General features: G+C 73.9%; 12 protein-coding genes and 2 tRNA genes. 10 read left to right on the top strand and 4 right to left on the bottom strand.

Features of this window, described 5'->3' with window-relative positions; all coding sequences use genetic code 11:
• Positions 1–142 precede the first annotated feature (142 nt).
• From SCK26_RS23405 to SCK26_RS23420, 4 genes are all read left to right on the top strand, one after another.
• Entirely contained in the window at positions 143–1,036 is an 894-nt protein-coding gene (locus tag SCK26_RS23405) for an FAD binding domain-containing protein (RefSeq protein ID WP_318203281.1), read from the top strand.
• A complete protein-coding gene (locus tag SCK26_RS23410; RefSeq protein ID WP_318203282.1) occupies positions 1,033–3,420 on the top strand; it encodes a 2Fe-2S iron-sulfur cluster-binding protein in 2,388 nt (795 codons plus the stop codon). The genes SCK26_RS23405 and SCK26_RS23410 overlap by 4 nt, the downstream gene beginning before the upstream one ends.
• Positions 3,417–5,726 carry a xanthine dehydrogenase family protein molybdopterin-binding subunit gene (locus tag SCK26_RS23415; RefSeq protein WP_318203283.1) on the top strand — a complete coding sequence of 770 codons (2,310 nt, stop codon included), beginning with the start codon at positions 3,417–3,419 and terminating at the stop codon, positions 5,724–5,726. The genes SCK26_RS23410 and SCK26_RS23415 overlap by 4 nt, the downstream gene beginning before the upstream one ends.
• A 324-nt stretch (positions 5,727–6,050) precedes the next feature.
• Complete coding sequence (locus SCK26_RS23420) at positions 6,051–7,208, top strand: SUKH-4 family immunity protein (RefSeq protein WP_318203284.1); 1,158 nt, start codon at positions 6,051–6,053, stop codon at positions 7,206–7,208.
• Between the two features lie 182 nt (positions 7,209–7,390).
• Here the strand turns inward: SCK26_RS23420 and SCK26_RS23425 are convergent.
• Both SCK26_RS23425 and SCK26_RS23430 read right to left on the bottom strand, forming a co-directional pair.
• Positions 7,391–7,462 (bottom strand) — tRNA-Cys (locus tag SCK26_RS23425).
• A gap of 18 nt (positions 7,463–7,480) precedes the next feature.
• A tRNA-OTHER gene (locus SCK26_RS23430) sits at positions 7,481–7,578 on the bottom strand.
• A 176-nt stretch (positions 7,579–7,754) separates the two neighbouring features.
• Between SCK26_RS23430 and SCK26_RS23435 the strand changes: the two genes are divergently transcribed.
• From SCK26_RS23435 to SCK26_RS23450, 4 genes are all read left to right on the top strand, one after another.
• Complete coding sequence (locus SCK26_RS23435) at positions 7,755–9,197, top strand: MFS transporter (RefSeq protein ID WP_318203285.1); 1,443 nt, start codon at positions 7,755–7,757, stop codon at positions 9,195–9,197.
• A gap of 144 nt (positions 9,198–9,341) precedes the next feature.
• Positions 9,342–11,141 (top strand): DEAD/DEAH box helicase, encoded by a 1,800-nt coding sequence (locus SCK26_RS23440; protein WP_318203286.1) that lies wholly within the window; start codon positions 9,342–9,344, stop codon positions 11,139–11,141.
• Positions 11,142–11,526: 385 nt separating this feature from the next.
• Positions 11,527–12,168, top strand: a complete 642-nt coding sequence (locus SCK26_RS23445) for an IclR family transcriptional regulator (RefSeq protein ID WP_318203287.1) — start codon at positions 11,527–11,529, stop codon at positions 12,166–12,168.
• Positions 12,169–12,319: 151 nt separating this feature from the next.
• Positions 12,320–13,111: a S16 family serine protease gene (locus SCK26_RS23450; RefSeq protein ID WP_318203288.1), complete on the top strand. Its 792-nt coding sequence runs from the start codon at positions 12,320–12,322 to the stop codon at positions 13,109–13,111.
• Between the two features lie 12 nt (positions 13,112–13,123).
• Here SCK26_RS23450 and SCK26_RS23455 read toward each other — a convergent pair whose 3' ends face one another.
• Positions 13,124–13,597, bottom strand: coding sequence for an Lrp/AsnC family transcriptional regulator (locus SCK26_RS23455; protein ID WP_181794477.1), 474 nt, complete (start codon positions 13,595–13,597; stop codon positions 13,124–13,126).
• 122 nt (positions 13,598–13,719) lie between these two features.
• On the opposite strand from SCK26_RS23455, the gene hppD reads away from it, so the two are divergent.
• Entirely contained in the window at positions 13,720–14,868 is a 1,149-nt protein-coding gene (gene hppD / locus SCK26_RS23460) for a 4-hydroxyphenylpyruvate dioxygenase (RefSeq protein WP_318203289.1), read from the top strand.
• 9 nt (positions 14,869–14,877) lie between these two features.
• On the opposite strand, the gene SCK26_RS23465 is transcribed toward hppD, so the two are convergent.
• Positions 14,878–16,344 (bottom strand): tetratricopeptide repeat protein, encoded by a 1,467-nt coding sequence (locus SCK26_RS23465; RefSeq protein ID WP_318203290.1) that lies wholly within the window; start codon positions 16,342–16,344, stop codon positions 14,878–14,880.
• A gap of 92 nt (positions 16,345–16,436) precedes the next feature.
• On the opposite strand from SCK26_RS23465, the gene SCK26_RS23470 reads away from it, so the two are divergent.
• On the top strand, positions 16,437–17,843 hold the full coding sequence (locus SCK26_RS23470) for an FAD-binding oxidoreductase (protein WP_318206074.1): 1,407 nt from the start codon (positions 16,437–16,439) through the stop codon (positions 17,841–17,843).
• The last annotated feature ends 22 nt before the right edge of the window (positions 17,844–17,865 follow it).

Here is a 17,865-nt window from a genome sequence, read left to right on the forward strand (position 1 = left end):
TGAGGTGGGCGAAAGCCTCCTAGCGGACCCCCGCGTTCGGGCGTTGCGAAGATGTGCCAGAGTTGCGTCGTCCGCCCTGTCAGCACGTACCGTACGGCAACACAGGCGGGACCAGGTGGGGCAGCGGGAAGGGGCAGCCGGTTTGACCACGCACGCACCGCAGACGGCGCAGGCCGTCACGTTGCCCACGACGCTGGACGAGGCGGTGGCGGCCCTCGCGGCCCTGCCCACCGCCGTCCCCGTGGCGGGCGGCACCGACCTGATGGCCGCCGTCAACTCCGGTCAGCTCAGGCCGGCCGCGCTGGTGGGACTGGGCCGCATCAGCGAGATCCGCGGCTGGCAGTACCAGGACGGCCACGCGCTGCTCGGCGCGGGCCTCACCCACGCGCGCATGGGCCGCCCCGACTTCGCGGCCCTCATCCCGGCACTCGCCGCCGCCGCGCGCGCCGCCGGCCCGCCGCACATCCGCAACGCGGGCACCCTGGGCGGCAACATCGCCTCCGCCGCGCCCACCGGTGACGCGCTGCCGGTGCTGGCCGCCCTGGAGGCGACGCTGATCATCGCGGGCCCGGGCGGAGCCCGCCGGGAGATCCCGGTGTCGCACCTGCTGGCCGGCGTGGAGATGCTCGGCGGCGGCGAACTCATCGGCTACGTCCGCGTACCGCTGCTGCACGCCCCGCAGGTCTTCCTGAAAGCCACCGGACGCACCGGCCCGGGCCGCGCGCTGGCCTCCGTGGCCCTCGTCCTCGACCCCGCCCGGCGCGGCGTGCGCTGCGCCGTCGGCGCCATAGCGCCGATGCCGCTGAGGCCCCTGGAGGCCGAGCAGTGGATCGCGGGACTCATCGACTGGGACAACGACCGCGCCCTCGTCCCGGAGGCCCTGCACGCCTTCGGCGAGTACGTCGCCGCGGCCTGCATCCCCGACCCGGCCCCCGAGGCCGACGGCACGGTGGTCCCGCTTCCGCCCGCCGTACTGCACCTGCGGCGCACCGTCGCCGCGCTGGCCCGACGAGCACTGGGGAGGGCGCTGTCGTGACCGACGACCAGCACGGAGAGGGCACACCCCAGGGCGGCGGGCGCTGGAACCCGCTGCCCCAGGGCGACTACGACGACGGCGCCACCGCCTTCGTCCAGCTTCCCGAGGGAGGCATCGACGCGCTGCTGGCCGGCGACAGCCCGCTGGCCGCGCCGGGCCACGGCTATGTGCCGCCGCCGATCACGGCCACGCACACCGACGCCGCGCCCGCCTGGCCGGTGCCCGAGGGCGGCCAGTGGCCCGACCCGAACGCCGTGCCGGCGCCGTCGCACGACGACCGGTTCACCTACGAGCCCGGTGCCACGCAGCAGTGGACCTTCGAGGAGCCCGCGGCCCCGGCCGCCCCGGGACACGACGTCACCGGGCAGTGGTCCATCCCCGTCGCCGGAGGCGATCTTCCGGACGAGTCCGGCGAGTACACCACGTCCTCGCTGGTCGAACAGTGGGGCGGCACGCCCCCGGCCACCCTGCCCGGCGGCGCCCCGGCCCCCTGGGCGGCACCGGACACCCCCCGCCCCTGGGACACCCCCCTCCCCGACCACACCACCTCCCACCCGTCGGGCCCCGCCCCGGATGCCTACACCTCCGACCCGGGGTACGGCCCCGGCACGGAGTACGGCCACGGAACCGGTTACGCGGACCCGGGCCACACCGACGCGCGGCGGACCGAGGACGGTTACCCGGGTGCGGGATACGCCGAGGACGGTCACGAGGCCGGCGCGTACGCCGAGGACGGTCACGGGGACGGCGCGTACGCCGAGGACGGTCACGGAGACGGCGCGTACGCCGAAGACGGTCACCTCGGGGCCGGTTCCGTCGGGATCGAGGCGGGGCACGCCGAGGACGCTTACCCGGAGGCCGGACACGCCGAGAGCGGTCACGGGGACGCGGGACACGCCGACGCCCTGCCGGACGCCGGGCACGCCGGGCACGCCGACGACGGTCACGTGAGTGCCGGTCACGTCGAGGCCGGGCACGCCGAGGACGGCTACCCGGAGGCCGGGCACGGGCACGCCGGGCCCGACGATGCCGCCGACGGCGACACGCCCGCCGGTACGGTCACGTCCGCCGCGCCCGGCGAACCGGTCGTCCCGGCACACCGGCCGGCCGGGCCCGACGCGGCTCCGGAAACCGACGCCCACGGCCTCGCCGAAGCCTCCGAGCGCCCCGCGGAGCCCCTCGCGGGCCACGAGCAGCCCACCGACCCGGCTCCCGCGTCCGAGCCCGCCACAGCGGCGGACACGGCCGCGCCGGAGGCCACCGCGGACCCGGCGCCGGCGGCCCCGCCGGAGACGGCTCCGGCCGACACGCCCGACGACGCCGCGACGGCCGCCGAGCGGTCCGCCGAGCGGTCCGCCGAGCCGTCGGCCCCGCGGCCCGCAGCCGAGCCGGCCGCCGATGCGGCCGTCGTCGAGCAGCCCGCCGCTCACCCGGCGGCAGCCGGCGACGCAGCAGACGGCGCGACCGACGACACGCCCGCCGCCGACCCCGGCGCGACCGGTGAGCCGGCCGTGACCGACGTACCCGAGGCCGCCGCGCACCCGGCCACGGCGGAGCCCGCCGCGCCGGTGCCGTCCGAGGACGACGGCGCCGCCGAGGACGTCCTCCCGGCCGACGAGGACCAGGAAGCCCGGGAACCCGCGCCCGACGGCGCCGAGGAGCCCTCCGCCGCGCCCCTGCCGCCGCACGACGACCACCCCCTCGCCTCCTTCGTCCTGCGGGTCAACGGCGCCGACCGGCCGGTCACCGACGCCTGGATCGGCGAGTCGCTGCTCTACGTGCTGCGCGAACGGCTCGGCCTCGCGGGCGCCAAGGACGGCTGCTCGCAGGGCGAGTGCGGCGCCTGCAACGTCCAGGTCGACGGCCGGCTGGTGGCGTCCTGCCTGGTCCCCGCGGTCACCACGGCCGGCAGCGAGATCCGTACGGTCGAGGGCCTGGCCGTGGACGGGCAGCCCTCCGACGTCCAGCGCGCGCTGGCCCGCTGCGGCGCCGTGCAGTGCGGCTTCTGCGTGCCCGGTATGGCGATGACCGTGCACGACCTGCTGGAGGGCAACCCGGCGCCGACCGAGCTGGAGGCCCGGCAGGCGCTGTGCGGCAACCTGTGCCGGTGCTCGGGCTACCGGGGCGTCCTGGAGGCCGTCAAGGAAGTCGTCGCCGAGCGCGAGGCCGCCCACGCGGGCCCCGGGACGGACCCGGACGAGGCCCGCATCCCGCACCAGGCGGCCCCCGGCTCCGGCGGCGTCCACCACTCGGCCTTCGAGGCGCCGGGCGCGTTCGCCGTCCCCCGGTCGCCGGAGCAGTACGACACGCCGGACCCGTACGGCACCACGCCCCCGGGACCGCAGGACCAGCAGCACTACGGCCAGGACGGAGGCCAGGCGTGAGCAACGAAGCCGGCATCGCGACCACCGCCGCGGAACCCGCCCCCGCGGCCGAGCCGTCGCCGCACGGCCTCGGCGTCTCCCTGCCGCACGCCGACGCCCGCGCCAAGACCGAGGGCACCTTCCCGTACGCCGCCGACCTCTGGGCCGAAGGCCTGCTGTGGGCGGCCGTCCTGCGCTCCCCGCACGCGCACGCGCGCATCGTCTCCATCGACACCACCCACGCGCGCGAGATGCCCGGCGTCCGTGCCGTCATCACCCACGAGGACGTCCCCGGCACGCCCCGCCACGGCCGCGGCACACCCGACCGGCCGGTGTTCGCCTCCGACGTCGTACGCCACCACGGCGAGCCCATCGCGGCCGTGGCCGCCGACCATCCGGACACCGCGCGGATGGCCGCCGCCGCCGTCATCGTCGAGTACGAGGTCCTCGACCCGGTCACCGACCCGGAACACGCCTTCGAGGCCGAGCCGTTGCACCCCGACGGCAACCTGATCCGGCACATCCCGCTGCGCCACGGCGACCCGGAGGCGGCCGGCGAGGTCGTGGTCGAGGGCCTGTACCGCATCGGCCGCCAGGACCCCGCACCCATCGGCGCCGAAGCCGGTCTCGCCGTACCGCGCCCGGACGGCGGGGTGGAGCTGTACCTCGCGTCCACCGACCCGCACACCGACCGCAACACGGCCGCCGCCTGCTACGGCCTGTCCCCCGATCGGGTGAAGATCGTCGTCACCGGGGTGCCCGGCGCCACGGCGGACCGCGAGGACCAGGGCTTCCAGATCCCGCTCGGCCTGCTCGCGCTGAGGACCGGCTGCCCGGTGAAGCTGACGGCGACCCGCGAGGAGTCCTTCCTCGGCCACGTCCACCGCCACCCCACCCTGCTGCGCTACCGCCACCACGCCGACGGCGAGGGCAGGCTGGTCAAGGTCGAGGCGCAGATCCTGCTGGACGCGGGCGCCTACGCCGACACCTCCGCCGACGCCCTGGCGGCCGCCGTCTCCTTCGCGTGCGGCCCGTACGTCGTCCCGAACGCCTTCATCGAGGGCTGGGCCGTGCGCACCAACAACCCGCCCTCCGGCCACGTACGCGGCGAGGGCGCCATGCAGGTGTGTGCCGCCTACGAGGCGCAGATGGACAAGCTGGCGCGGAAACTGGGCCTGGACCCGGCGGAGCTGCGCCTGCGCAACGTCCTGGCGACCGGGGACGTCCTCCCGATCGGCCAGACGGTGACCTGCCCGGCACCGGTCGCCGAACTCCTCCAGGCGGTACGGGACTTCCCGCTGCCCGCGCTGCCGAAGGACACACCCGAGGAGGAGTGGCTGCTGCCCGGCGGCCTGGAGGGCGCGGGCGAGCCGGGCGCGGTGCGCCGGGGCGTCGGCTACGGCCTGGGCATGGTGCACATGCTGGGCGCGGAGGGTGCCGACGAGGTGTCCACGGCCACGGTCAAGGTCCACGACGGCGTGGCCACCGTGCTGTGCGCCGCCGTGGAGACCGGCCAGGGCTTCACCACGCTGGCCCGGCAGATCGTCCAGGAGACCCTCGGCATCGAGGAGGTCCACGTCGCGCCCGTCGACACCGACCAGCCGCCGGCCGGCGCGGGCTGCCGGGGCCGGCACACCTGGGTGTCGGGCGGCGCGGTGGAGCGCGCGGCGAAGATGGTCCGCGCCCAGCTCCTCCAGCCGCTCGCGCACAAGTTCGGCATGTCGACGGAGTTGCTCCAGATCACCGACGGCAAGATCACCTCGTACGACGGAGTGCTGTCGACCACCGTCATGGAGGCGCTGGAGGGCAAGGAGCTGTGGGCCACGGCCCAGTGCCGCCCGCATCCGACCGAGCCGCTGAACGCCGCCGGGCAGGGCGACGCCTTCGTGGGCCTCGCGTTCTGCGCGATCCGCGCGGTGGTGGACGTGGACGTCGAGCTGGGCTCGGTGCGGGTGGTGGAGCTGGCGGTCGCCCAGGACGTCGGCCGGGTCCTCAACCCGGCCCAGCTGGCCGCCCGGATCGAGGCGGGCGTCACCCAGGGCGTGGGCATCGCCCTCACCGAGAACCTGCGCACGCCCCGCGGCCTGGTCCGCCACCCCGACCTCACCGGCTACGCCCTCCCGACCGCCCTCGACGCCCCCGACATCCGGATCGTCAAACTGGTCGAGGAACGGGACGTGGTGGCGCCCTTCGGCGCCAAGTCGGTCAGCGCGGTCCCGGTGGTGACGGCCCCGGCGGCGATCGCCTCCGCGGTACGCGCCGCCACCGGCCGCCCGGTCAACCGCCTCCCGATCCGCCCCCAGGCGGCGGTGGCCGCGGACCGGTGAGCACACCGCCGGACGACCCGGGCGCGCAGCGTCGCGAATCCCCTCGCGCACCGGGCCGGGCGGTCCCGCGGATCCCGCTGTTCGCCGTGGCGGCACCGGCCGTTGTCCTCGGTGGGGTCTACTTCGCCTGAGCCGGACGGCGTGCGGAGCCCGGACGCCGGTCCGGCCGGGCGGGCAACGTGCCCGGCCCGCCCGACGTCTTGCCTGCCGAGGGCCGTTGTCAGTGGGGCGGCGTAGGGTGCGAAGCGGTGAGGGCACCTGCCCGGGGCCGCGTACGACGGTGTGCGCGGGCCCGTCACGCACGGGGAAGATCGCGGGGGAGCGATGAGCACGACCGACGCCGGGGTTCCGGCGATCACGCTGACCGAGGCGGAGCTGGACCGCTACGTCACCCACGCGCCGACGCGCGGCCTGCTCGCCGGCACCGGCCTGCCCGCGGTGACCGACCTGCTGACCTTCTCCCCGCTGCGCACGCACGGCCTGCGCACCCTCGCCGACGCCGCCGACGGCCCCCTGCGCCTGGCCGAGGAGCTGCGCGGCCGGCTGGTCATAGGCGAACTGCTCACCACGGCCGGCCGGGAGCGCGAGTCGATCCTGCTGGACGGCGCCACGGGCGAGCTGACCACGGCGTACCTGTGCGACCCGTACGACGCGCGCCCGTTGGCGTCCTCCCTGCACACGCTCCTGCGGTTCGCCGCGGTGACCGAGGAACTGACGGGCCTGCGCGGCCGGTTCGCGTCCCTGGCGGGACAGTACGGCCCTCAGGTGGTGACCGAGGCCTCCCGCCGCCTCCTCACCCTCTTCCAGGAGGGTTCGGACGGCGTGGTCCCGCCGTACTGGAAGGCGGCGGCCCTGATCCGTCCCCTCGCGCTGGTCGCCGGCCCCGGTACGGCCTCGGGGCTCGCCCTGGACGTCCCCGCGCGCGTCCTGGACCAGGAGTTCGGGCACGGCAGGGTGACCCGTTCAGAGGAGGTCGACTTCCCGCCGACGCTCACCCACGAGCCGACGCGCCGCTTCCTGCGCGAGACGGGACTGCCGGAGTCGGCGGTCTTCTTCCACGCCGACACGGACGTCCCGCTGCGCACGCTCCGGGAGTACTTCACCGAGGAACGCCCCGGCTACCCCGTCACCGACCTCCCGGCCCACTGCGACCATCTGATCCGCCTCGGCCGCCTGAGGGACGAGACCAGCCTGGTGGTGGACGGCAGAACGGGCGCGGTGCTGACGTTCAGCGAGCCGGACGCCACGCTCCACGCCCTCAACACCGACGTCTCCACCCTGGCGTTCACCCTGTGGCTCATCCACCACGAGCGCACGATCGACGCCCACCTGGGCCACGAACTGGCCACCCGCGCCTACGACCACCTGGTCACCCTCATGCTCCACACCCTGGACTCCATCGACCCCACAGCCACCCTCCCGGAAACAACCTGGCACTACTGGACCCACCTGCTCCAGGACGAGACGGACGGGGTGCTCTGACACCGGGTCAGGACCAGTATCCGGACGTGAGCACAGCCGACTGATCGATGCTGTGAGTGAGTCATTGCGGGGCCATGGCACCGTCCCACGACCCAGCTGAGACGGAAACGAGACGAACGGCCGAAAGGACGGCCCCCTGCATGAGGGTGCCGCCCTTTCGTTTCGCCTGGTCAAGGCACTTGAGGCCGTGGCGGGAATCGAACCCGCGTAACTCGCTTTGCAGGCGAGTCCCTGAACCACTCGGGCACACGGCCGTGTTGTGTTGTTGTTCTCGGCCGTGGTGGGAATCGAACCCGCGTAACTCCCCGCGGGCGGAGCCCGCTGTTGGATGCAGCGCAGGCGAGTCCCTGAACCACTCGGGCACACGGCCGTGTTGGTGAGATGAATCTATGGGGGGTGAGGGCGGGGCTCAAGGGGTTCTGCGGGGCCGCAATGCGACTGCCACACGCCGTTCATGAAGCGGTGCCGGACGTACGACCAAGGGACGAGGCGAGGTGGGGCTCCTGACAGGAGTCAGTGTCGGTTGTGCGCCTTACCCTGACGGACATGAGCGCCCTCGAATCCCGTGACCCCGCTGTCCTCGATCCCCCGGCCGACCAGGCGTCCGGCGTGCTGAGCCGGGCCTACCGGGCGCTCAGTGTCGGGATCGTGTCCGTCGTCGTGCTGATCGCGTTCGAGGCGACCGCCGTGGGAACGGCGATGCCGGTCGCCGCCCGGGAACTGGACGGCGTGGCGCTGTACGCGTTCGCCTTCTCCGGGTACTTCACGACCAGCCTCTTCGGCATGGTGCTCGCCGGGCAGTGGTCCGACCGGCGCGGCCCGTTCTCCGCGCTGACCTGCGGCATCGCGGCCTTCGCCGCCGGACTCGTCGTCGCCGGGACCGCGCAGGCCATGTGGGTGTTCATCCTCGGCCGGGCCGTGCAGGGCCTGGGCGGCGGGCTGGTCATCGTCGCGCTGTACGTCGTCGTCGGCCGGGCCTATCCCGAGCGGCTGCGGCCCGCGATCATGGCCGCGTTCGCCGCCGGGTGGGTCGTACCGTCCATCGTCGGCCCCCTCGCCTCCGGCGCCGTCACCGAGCAGCTCGGCTGGCGCTGGGTCTTCCTCGGCATCCCCGTCCTCGTGGTGTTCCCGCTCGCCCTCGCCCTGCCCCAGATACGCCGGCGGGCCTCGGGCCCGGTGGACGAGCGGGCCGCCGCCGGCGCCTTCGACCGGCGCCGCATCCGCCTCGCCCTCGGGATCTCCCTCGGCGCCGGCCTCCTCCAGTACGCCGCCCAGGACCTGCGTCCCCTCTCCCTGCTCCCGGGGCTGGCCGGGGCCGCGCTGCTGGTGCCCGCCGTTCTCGGCCTGCTGCCCCGCGGCACCTACCGGGCCGCCCGCGGCCTGCCCTCCGTCGTGCTGCTGCGCGGCGTGGCGGCCGGGTCCTTCATCACCGCCGAGTCCTTCGTACCGCTGATGCTGGTCACCCAGCGCGGTCTGTCGCCCACGCTCGCCGGGTTCTCGCTCGCGGCCGGCGGCGGGACCTGGGCGCTGGGCTCGTTCGCGCAGTCCCGGCCGCGCCTGGCGCCGTACCGGGAGCGGCTGATGACCCTGGGCATGGTGCTGGTCGCCGCCGCGGTCCTGACCGCGCCCAGCGTGCTGATCCACTCCGTGCCCGTGTGGACCGTCGCCGTCGCCTGGGCCGTCGGCTGTTTCGGGATGGGGCTGGTGATCTCCTCCACCAGCGTGCTGCTGCTGAAGCTGTCCGCCCCCGAGGAGGCCGGCGCCAACTCCGCCGCGCTCCAGATCTCCGACGCCCTGTCCAACGTCGTCCTGCTCGCGGCCACCGGCGCGGCCTTCGCGGCCCTGGGCGGCGGCAGCACCGCCGCCACCACCGCGGGCGACGGCGGCCACCCCGCTGCCTTCGCCGCCGTCTTCCTGCCGATGGCCGCGGTGGCGCTGGCGGGCTCCTGGGTGACGACGCGGCTACGCGAACGCACCCCCGCGAGCTGAGTGACGGCGGGCGCTCGCGGGGCCGCTGTGATGTCGCTCCCACCCGGGGGCGACTGCGGCTCGTTCGCGCCGTGCGCGGCGGGCGGCGCCGGTAGGGTGGCCCGGTTGTCGTACGTAGCCGCCCGACCCTGATCCACGGAGACCGTGACTACCACCGCCGCATCCTCCGCCTCCTCCCATCACCTCTCGCCCGCCTTCCCGGGCCGGGCTCCCTGGGGTACCGCCAGCAAGCTGCGAGCCTGGCAGCAGGGGGCGATGGAGAAGTACATCCAGGAGCAGCCGCGCGACTTCCTCGCCGTCGCCACGCCCGGAGCCGGCAAGACCACCTTCGCGCTGACCCTGGCCTCCTGGCTGCTGCACCACCACGTCGTGCAGCAGGTCACGGTGGTCGCGCCCACCGAGCACCTGAAGAAGCAGTGGGCCGAGGCCGCGGGCCGGATCGGGATCAGGCTCGACCCCGAGTACAGCGCGGGCCCGCTCGGCAGGGAGTACGACGGCGTCGCCGTGACGTACGCCGGTGTGGGCGTGCGCCCGATGCTGCACCGCAACCGGGTCGAGCAGCGCAAGACCCTGGTGATCCTGGACGAGATCCACCACGCCGGCGACTCCAAGTCCTGGGGCGAGGCGTGCCTGGAGGCGTTCGAGCCGGCCACCCGGCGCCTCGCGCTGACCGGTACGCCGTTCCGCTCCGACACCAACCCGATCCCCTTCGTGACGTACGAGGAGGGGGCGGACGGGATCCGGCGGTCGGCCGCCGACTACACGTACGGGTACGGGTCGGCGCTGTCGGACGGCGTCGTCCGGCCGGTGATCTTCCTTTCCTACAGCGGCAACATGCGCTGGCGCACCAAGGCCGGCGACGAGGTCGCCGCGCGGCTCGGCGAGCCGATGACCAAGGACGCGGTCAGCCAGGCCTGGCGTACGGCCCTCGACCCGCGCGGCGACTGGATGCCGAGCGTGCTGCGCGCCGCCGACCAGCGGCTGACCGAGGTCCGCAAGGCCATCCCGGACGCGGGCGCGCTCGTCATCGCCTCCGACCAGGACTCCGCGCGCGCGTACGCCAAGCTGATCCGGGAGATCACGGGGACGAAGGCGACGCTCGTCCTGTCGGACGACACCGGCGCCTCGAAGCGGATCGACGAGTTCAGCGCGAGCGACGACCGGTGGATGGTCGCCGTACGCATGGTGTCCGAGGGCGTCGACGTGCCGCGGCTGGCGGTCGGCGTGTACGCCACGACGATCTCGACGCCGCTGTTCTTCGCGCAGGCCGTCGGGCGTTTCGTACGGTCCCGGCGGCGTGGCGAGACCGCGTCCGTGTTCCTGCCGACCGTGCCCGACCTGCTGACCTTCGCCAACGAGATGGAGAAGGAACGGGACCACGCCCTCGACAAGCCGAAGAAGGAGGGTGAGGAGGACCCGTACGCCGAATCCGAGAAGGAGATGGAGGAGGCGAACAAGCAGCAGGACGAGGACACCGGCGAGCAGGACATGCTGCCGTTCGAGGCGCTGGAGTCGGACGCGGTGTTCGACCGGGTGCTCTACGACGGCGCCGAGTTCGGCATGCAGGCGCACCCCGGGAGCGAGGAGGAGCAGGACTACCTGGGGATTCCGGGGCTGCTGGAGCCGGATCAGGTGCAGTTGCTGCTGCAGAAGCGGCAGGCCCGGCAGATCGCGCACAGCCGGAAGAAGCCGGACACGGAGGCCGACCTGCTGGAGCTGCCGGCGGAGCGGCGGCCGGTGGTGTCGCACAAGGAGCTGATGGAGCTGCGGAAGCGGCTGAACACGATGGTCAGCGCGTACGTGCACCAGAGCGGGAAGCCGCACGGGGTGATCCATACCGAGCTGCGGCGGGTGTGCGGCGGGCCACCGAGCGCGGAGGCCACGGCGGGCCAGCTGCGCCAGCGGATCGCCAAGGTCCAGGAGTGGGCGACGCGCATGAAGTGACGGCCGCCCCACCCGGAGTGAGGCCGCGCCGTCCCGGGCCCCGGTGGGTCGGGTCTCCGGCCCGGGGTGAACCCACAGCGTTCTGTTCGAGTCCGTTTCGGCGCCCTCACGGTGTGCGTATCCGGACGAATGCAGGCAGGCCGGATCTGGCCTTGCCCGGATTCTGGACTGAGACTTCCGCTCAGCGAACCGGCTTCGCTACTGTCCGGCTACGCATACGCCCCGTGGCAGCGCCGCCGCGGAGCGCAGCCGTGAAGCGACTTCGGCTCGGAGCTGCCGGGCCGTCCTGCCGATCGGCGGCCTCTGAAGCGCGTCGCCGACGGGACTCGGTGACGCATCCGCCGCTCAGGGACCCGCCGACCTCACCGCCGAAGGAGTGGGCGTCGTGACCGCGGAGACCTCTCAGACGCTCGACCGGGGACTGCGCGTCCTCAAGCTGCTGGCCGACACCGACCACGGGCTGACCGTCACCGAGTTGTCCACGAAACTGGGCGTGAACCGGACCGTCGTCTACCGGTTGCTCGCCACGCTCGAACAACACGCCCTGGTACGACGGGACTTGGGCGGCCGGGCCCGGGTCGGCCTCGGGGTGCTGCGGCTCGGCCGGCAGGTGCACCCGCTGGTACGCGAGGCCGCGCTGCCCGCCCTGCGGTCCCTCGCCGAGGACATCGGGGCCACCGCGCACCTGACACTGGTCGACGGCACGGAGGCGCTCGCCGTCGCCGTGGTCGAACCGACCTGGACCGACTACCACGTGGCCTACCGGGCCGGTTTCCGGCACCCTCTCGACCGGGGGGCCGCGGGCCGGGCCATCCTCGCCGCCCGCCAGTCGCCGTCCGCCGACCCCGGCTACACCCTCACCCACGGCGAACTGGAGGCCGGCGCGAGCGGTGCCGCCGCCCCGCTGGTCGGGGTCACGGGGGTCGAGGGCAGCGTGGGCGTGGTGATGCTGGCGGACGCCGTACCGGAGCGGGTCGGCCCGAGGGTGGTGGAGGCGGCCCGCGAAGTCGCGGAAGCACTGCGCTGACCCTCGCGTGTGCCAGCGGGGGAGGCCCTGCGCTGACGCCCGCCCGTGTCGGTGGGGCGAGGTGCTGCGCCGGCCCCCGCCCGCAGCGGAGCGCGCTGTGCCGATCGCGGTGGCCTCCGGCCCTCGTGTGCCCTCGCGTTAGATTGATCCCGTGCTCTCACGTCTCACACGCCCCCAGGCCCTCGCCGTCTGCGCGCTGCCCGTCGTGGCCCTGCTCGCCACCGCGGCGTTCGCGCCGCTGCCGTTCTCGGTGGCGCAGCCCGGCACGACGGCGAACGTGCTCGGCAAGTACCAGGGCACCCCGGTGATCACCGTCTCCGGCGCGGCGACCCGGAAGACCAGCGGCCAACTGCGGATGACCACCATCGTGGCGACCGGACCGGACGCCCGGATCTCCCTCGGCGACGTGGCCGGCAACTGGTTCCGCACCGACCGGGCCGTCATGCCGCGCGACTCGGTCTACCCGAGCGGGGACACCGTCAAGGAGATCGAGAAGCACAACCTGGCGCAGATGCGGCAGTCCCAGGACTCCGCCACCCAGGCGGCGCTGAAGCACCTCGGGCTCGGCGCGGACCAGGTCAAGGTGAACCTGCGCCTCGCCGACGTGGGCGGACCCAGCGCGGGCCTGCTGTTCAGCCTCGGGATCATCGACAAGCTGGACGGCGACGGCCGCGGCGGCGACCTCACGGGCGGCCGCACCATCGCCGGTACCGGCACGATCGACGCCGCCGGCCGGGTCGGCGCGGTCGGCGGGGTGGCCCTGAAGACACAGGCCGCGCGCCGCGACGGGGCCACCGTCTTCCTGGTGCCGAAGGCGGAGTGCGCCGAGGCCGGGGCCGAGCTGCCCGAGGGACTGCGCCTGGTGCCGGTGACCACGCTCAAGAGCGCCGTCGACTCCCTGGTGGCCCTGGAGAAGGGCAAGGGCCCGGTCCCGAGCTGCTAGACACGCCGACGCCTACCGCCCCTCCCGGGCCGCCTGTTCCACCAGCGGGATCACCCGCAGCGGCACCGGTGTCTCCATCACGATCGTCGTGGAGGCCCGCACGATGCCGTCGAAGCCCACCACCCGGTCGATCACCCGTTGCAGATCCGCGTTCGAGCGGGCCACCAGCCGGCACAGCATGTCCCCGCTGCCGGTGGTGGTCAAAAGCTCCAGCACCTCCGGCACGGTCGCCAGATGCGCGCGGACGTCGGCGCCCTGGCCCTGCCGGATCTGGAGGGTGGCGAACGCGGTGACCGGATAGCCGAGGGCCGCCGGGTCCACCTGCGGGCCGAAGCCGCGGACGACGCCGTTCGACTGGAGCCGGTCCAGCCGCGCCTGCACGGTGCCCCGCGCCACCCCCAGCCGCCGGGACATCTCCAGCACGCCGATGCGCGGTTCCTCCGCCAGCAGCACGATGATCCGCCCGTCCAGATGATCGATCGCCACGGCACCCCCTGAGATGGTCATCCTGTACAGAAAGACCGCCCGAGCGGTCGTACCGCTGAACAGATTGCCCAGCGGATTCGCGAACTATTGCGCACCTTGCAGGGCGGAGCCACCCTTCGGGTATGACGCAGACCACACACCACACTCCCGACACGACCGTACGGCAGGACGACCCCTTCCCGGTCAAGGGAATGGACGCGGTCGTCTTCGCCGTGGGCAACGCCAAGCAGGCGGCGCACTACTACTCCACCGCCTTCGGCATGCGGCTGGTCGCCTACTCCGGACCGGAGAACGGCAGCCGCGAGACCGCCGCCTACGTGCTGGAGAACGGCTCCGCGCGGTTCGTCTTCACCTCGGTGATCAAGCCGGCCGGTCCTTGGGGCCACTTCCTCGCCCGGCACGTGGCCGAGCACGGCGACGGCGTCGTCGACCTGTCCATCGAGGTCCCGGACGCGCGCGCCGCGTACGCCTACGCCGTGGAGAACGGCGCGCGCGGCATCACCGAGCCCTACGAGGTGAAGGACGAGAACGGCACCGTCGTCCTCGCCGTGATCGCCACCTACGGCGAGACCCGCCACACCCTGGTCGACCGCTCCGGCTACGACGGCCCGTACCTGCCCGGTTACGCGGCGGCCGAGCCGATCGTCGCGCCGCCCGCCGTGCGCACCTTCCAGGCCATCGACCACTGCGTCGGCAACGTCGAACTCGGCAGGATGAACGAGTGGGTGGCCTTCTACAACAAGGTCATGGGCTTCACGAACATGAAGGAGTTCGTGGGCGACGACATCGCCACCGAGTACAGCGCGCTGATGTCGAAGGTGGTCGCGGACGGCACCCTCAAGGTCAAGTTCCCGATCAACGAGCCCGCCATCGCCAAGAAGAAGTCCCAGATCGACGAGTACCTGGAGTTCTACGGCGGCGCCGGCGTCCAGCACATCGCGCTCAACACCAACGACATCGTGCAGACCGTCCGCACCATGCGCGCGGCCGGCGTGGAGTTCCTGGACACCCCCGACTCCTACTACGACACCCTCGGCGAGTGGGCCGGCGAGACCCGCGTGCCGGTCGACACCCTGCGCGAACTGAAGATCCTCGTCGACCGCGACGAGGACGGCTACCTGCTGCAGATCTTCACCAAGCCGGTCCAGGACCGGCCGACCGTGTTCTTCGAACTCATCGAGCGGCACGGCTCGATGGGCTTCGGCAAGGGCAACTTCAAGGCCCTGTTCGAGGCGATCGAGCGCGAGCAGGCCAAGCGGGGCAACCTGTAACCGCGGGCCCTACTCGCTGGGCGGCGGCTCGTCGGGCACGTCGCCCAGCTCCCGCAGTGCCTCCTGCGCCATCGGCACCCGCAGCGGCGAGAAGTACGGATTGATCCGGAGCGCCTCCTGAAGGTGCCGCCGCGCGGGGCCGGCCCGGTCCAGCTCCGCCTCGATCACCCCCAGGTGGAAGGCGTACAGCGCGTTGCGCACCCCGCCGCCCTTCGCCTTGTCCGTGGCGACGGCCGCGTACGTCAGCGCCTTGTGGTCCTCGCCGGTCCGGTGCAGCGCCCAGCCCAGCGCGTCGGCCACCTCGATACCCGGCTGCCGCCGCCACTCCTCCTCCAGCCGCTCCACGGCCTCCCACGGGTCACCGTGGTCCGCCTCGAACCGGCCGATCAGCAACTCCTCGTCCACTCCGCCCGCCACCGAGAGCCCCACCGCCTCCCGCATCCGCGCGTAACTCTCCTCGGCGGCGCCCTGCTGCCCCAGCGACTCGTACAGCTCGCCCAGCTCCAGCAGGTCCTCCGGGCGCGGCCGCTTCGCGACGGCGGCCCGGTAGGCGGCCAGCGCCTCCGAGGTGCGGCCCAGCGCGGCCAGCGTCCGCGCCCGCCCGGCCGGCGCGGCCCGCTGGCCGGGGTCGAGCCGCAGCGCGGCCTCGAAGTGGTCCAGCGCGTCCGGCAGGTCCCCGCGCTCCCAGGCCAGCTGCCCCACACCGGCCAGCCAGGCGGCTTGCTCCGCCGGGGTGCGGGCGGCGGCGGCCGCGTCGGTCAGCTGGGCCACCGCGTCCTCGCGCCACCCGCGGTCCCGGTACACCGCCGCCGCCCGCGCCATCACCGCCGGCCGCGCCGTCGCGTCGGTACGCAGCGCCAGCAGCTTGTCCAGGGCGGAACGGGCCTTCTCGTAGTCGCCGAGCCCGGTGTAGGCGTCGATCAGCGCCGGATACGCCGACCACCGCTTCGGCGCCGCCTTCCGGGCCTGCTCGGCGTACTGTTTCGCCGCCGGGAAGTCCCGGCGCGCCAGTGCCAGCGACGCCAGCCCGTCCAGCGCCTCGGTGTTCCGCGTGCCCCGTACCTCCAGGGAGGTCCTCAGCGCCCGTTCGGCCCGCGGATAGTCCGCCGCGTCACCCGTCCGGCGCCCCCGCTCCGCATACGCCGACCCCAGCACCGCCCAGGCCGGCGCGTCCTTCGGGTGCTGCCGCACCCGCTGCTCCTGCCGCCCGATCAGCGCGGTGAGCCCGGGCAGCGCGGCCGGCACGCCGTAGGTCACCACCGCCGGTGCCTGCGCCTGCGGCCGGGACTGCGGGCCGGCGGCGGGCGGCCGGGCCGGTCCGTGCCGCGGCGGCTCCGGCAGCACCACCAGCGCCGCGCCCACGGCGACACTGCCCACGAGCGAGGCGACCAGCACCCACCGCGCCAGCCGCACGGACCGGCGCGGCGCCGGCGGCTCCGGGATCAGGGACGTACCCACGCACTGCCGGTTGTCCATGGCGCTCACTGTGCGTCAATATGACGAGCACATCCGGGTGGCCCAAGGGCGGCGCGGGCGGGGTTCACACCGATGGCCGTGAGTGCCACGCTGTGATCATGAGCCGCATCGAAGCGCCACGCGACGAGCACACCGGCAACCTCACCGCCCGGCTCCTGGCCGGCCTGCCGCCGGAGGCCGTCCTGACCGATCCCGACGTCACGGCCTCCTACGCCCACGACATGGCGAGCTTCTGCCCGGCCGGCCGGCCCGCCGTCGTCGTCCTGCCGCGCACCGTCGAGCAGGTGCAGCACGTGCTGCGCACCGCCACGGAACTGCGCGTCCCCGTCGTCCCGCAGGGCGCCCGCACCGGGCTGTCCGGCGGCGCCAACGCCACCGACGGCTGTATCGCGCTGTCCCTGACCAAGATGGACCGCATCCTGGAGATCAGCCCCGTCGACCGGATCGCCGTGGTGGAACCGGGCGTCATCAACGCGACCCTCTCCCACGCGGTGGAGGAACACGGCCTGTACTACCCGCCGGACCCCTCCAGCTGGGAGATGTGCACGATCGGCGGCAACATCGGCACCGCCTCCGGCGGCCTGTGCTGCGTCAAGTACGGCGTGACGGCCGAGTACGTCCTCGGCCTGGACGTCGTCCTCGCCGACGGCCGCCTGATGTCCACCGGCCGGCGCACCGCCAAGGGTGTCGCGGGCTACGACCTCACCCGGCTCTTCGTCGGCTCCGAGGGCTCGCTCGGCATCGTCGTCCGCGCGGTCCTGGCGCTGAAGCCCAAGCCGCCCCGGCAGCTGGTGCTGGCCGCCGAGTTCGGCTCGGCGAGCGCCGCGTGCGACGCCGTGTGCCGCATCATGGCGGGCGGTCACGTTCCTTCCCTCCTCGAACTGATGGACCGTACGACCGTCAAGGCGGTCAACGACCTCGCTCACATGGGGCTGCCCGAGACCACCGAGGCGCTGCTGCTCGCCGCCTTCGACACGCCGGACCCCGCCGCCGACCTCGCCGCCGTCGCCGCGCTGTGCGAGGCGGCCGGCGCCACGCAGGTCGTGCCCGCCGAGGACGCGGCCGAGTCCGACCTCCTGCTCCAGGCCCGGCGGCTCTCGCTGACCGCGCTGGAGGCGGTCAAGGGCACGACGATGATCGACGACGTGTGCGTGCCCCGCTCCCGGCTCGGCGAGATGCTGGACGGCGTCGAGCGGATCGCCGCCCGCCACGACCTGACGATCGGCGTCTGCGCGCACGCCGGCGACGGCAACACCCATCCCACCGTCTGCTTCGACGCCCGCGACCCCGACGAGTCCCGCCGGGCCCGCGAGTCCTTCGACGAGATCATGGCCCTCGGCCTGGAGCTGGGCGGCACGATCACCGGGGAGCACGGGGTCGGCGTGCTGAAGAAGGAGTGGCTGGCCCGGGAGCTGGGGCCGGTCGGAGTGGAGATGCAGCGGGCCGTGAAGCAGGCCTTCGATCCGCTGGGCATCCTCAATCCCGGCAAGCTGTTCTGACACCTCGTGCCCCGACGCCCGG

Origin of the sequence: Streptomyces sp. SCL15-4, assembly GCF_033366695.1 — a bacterium.
Lineage (GTDB): Bacteria > Actinomycetota > Actinomycetes > Streptomycetales > Streptomycetaceae > Streptomyces.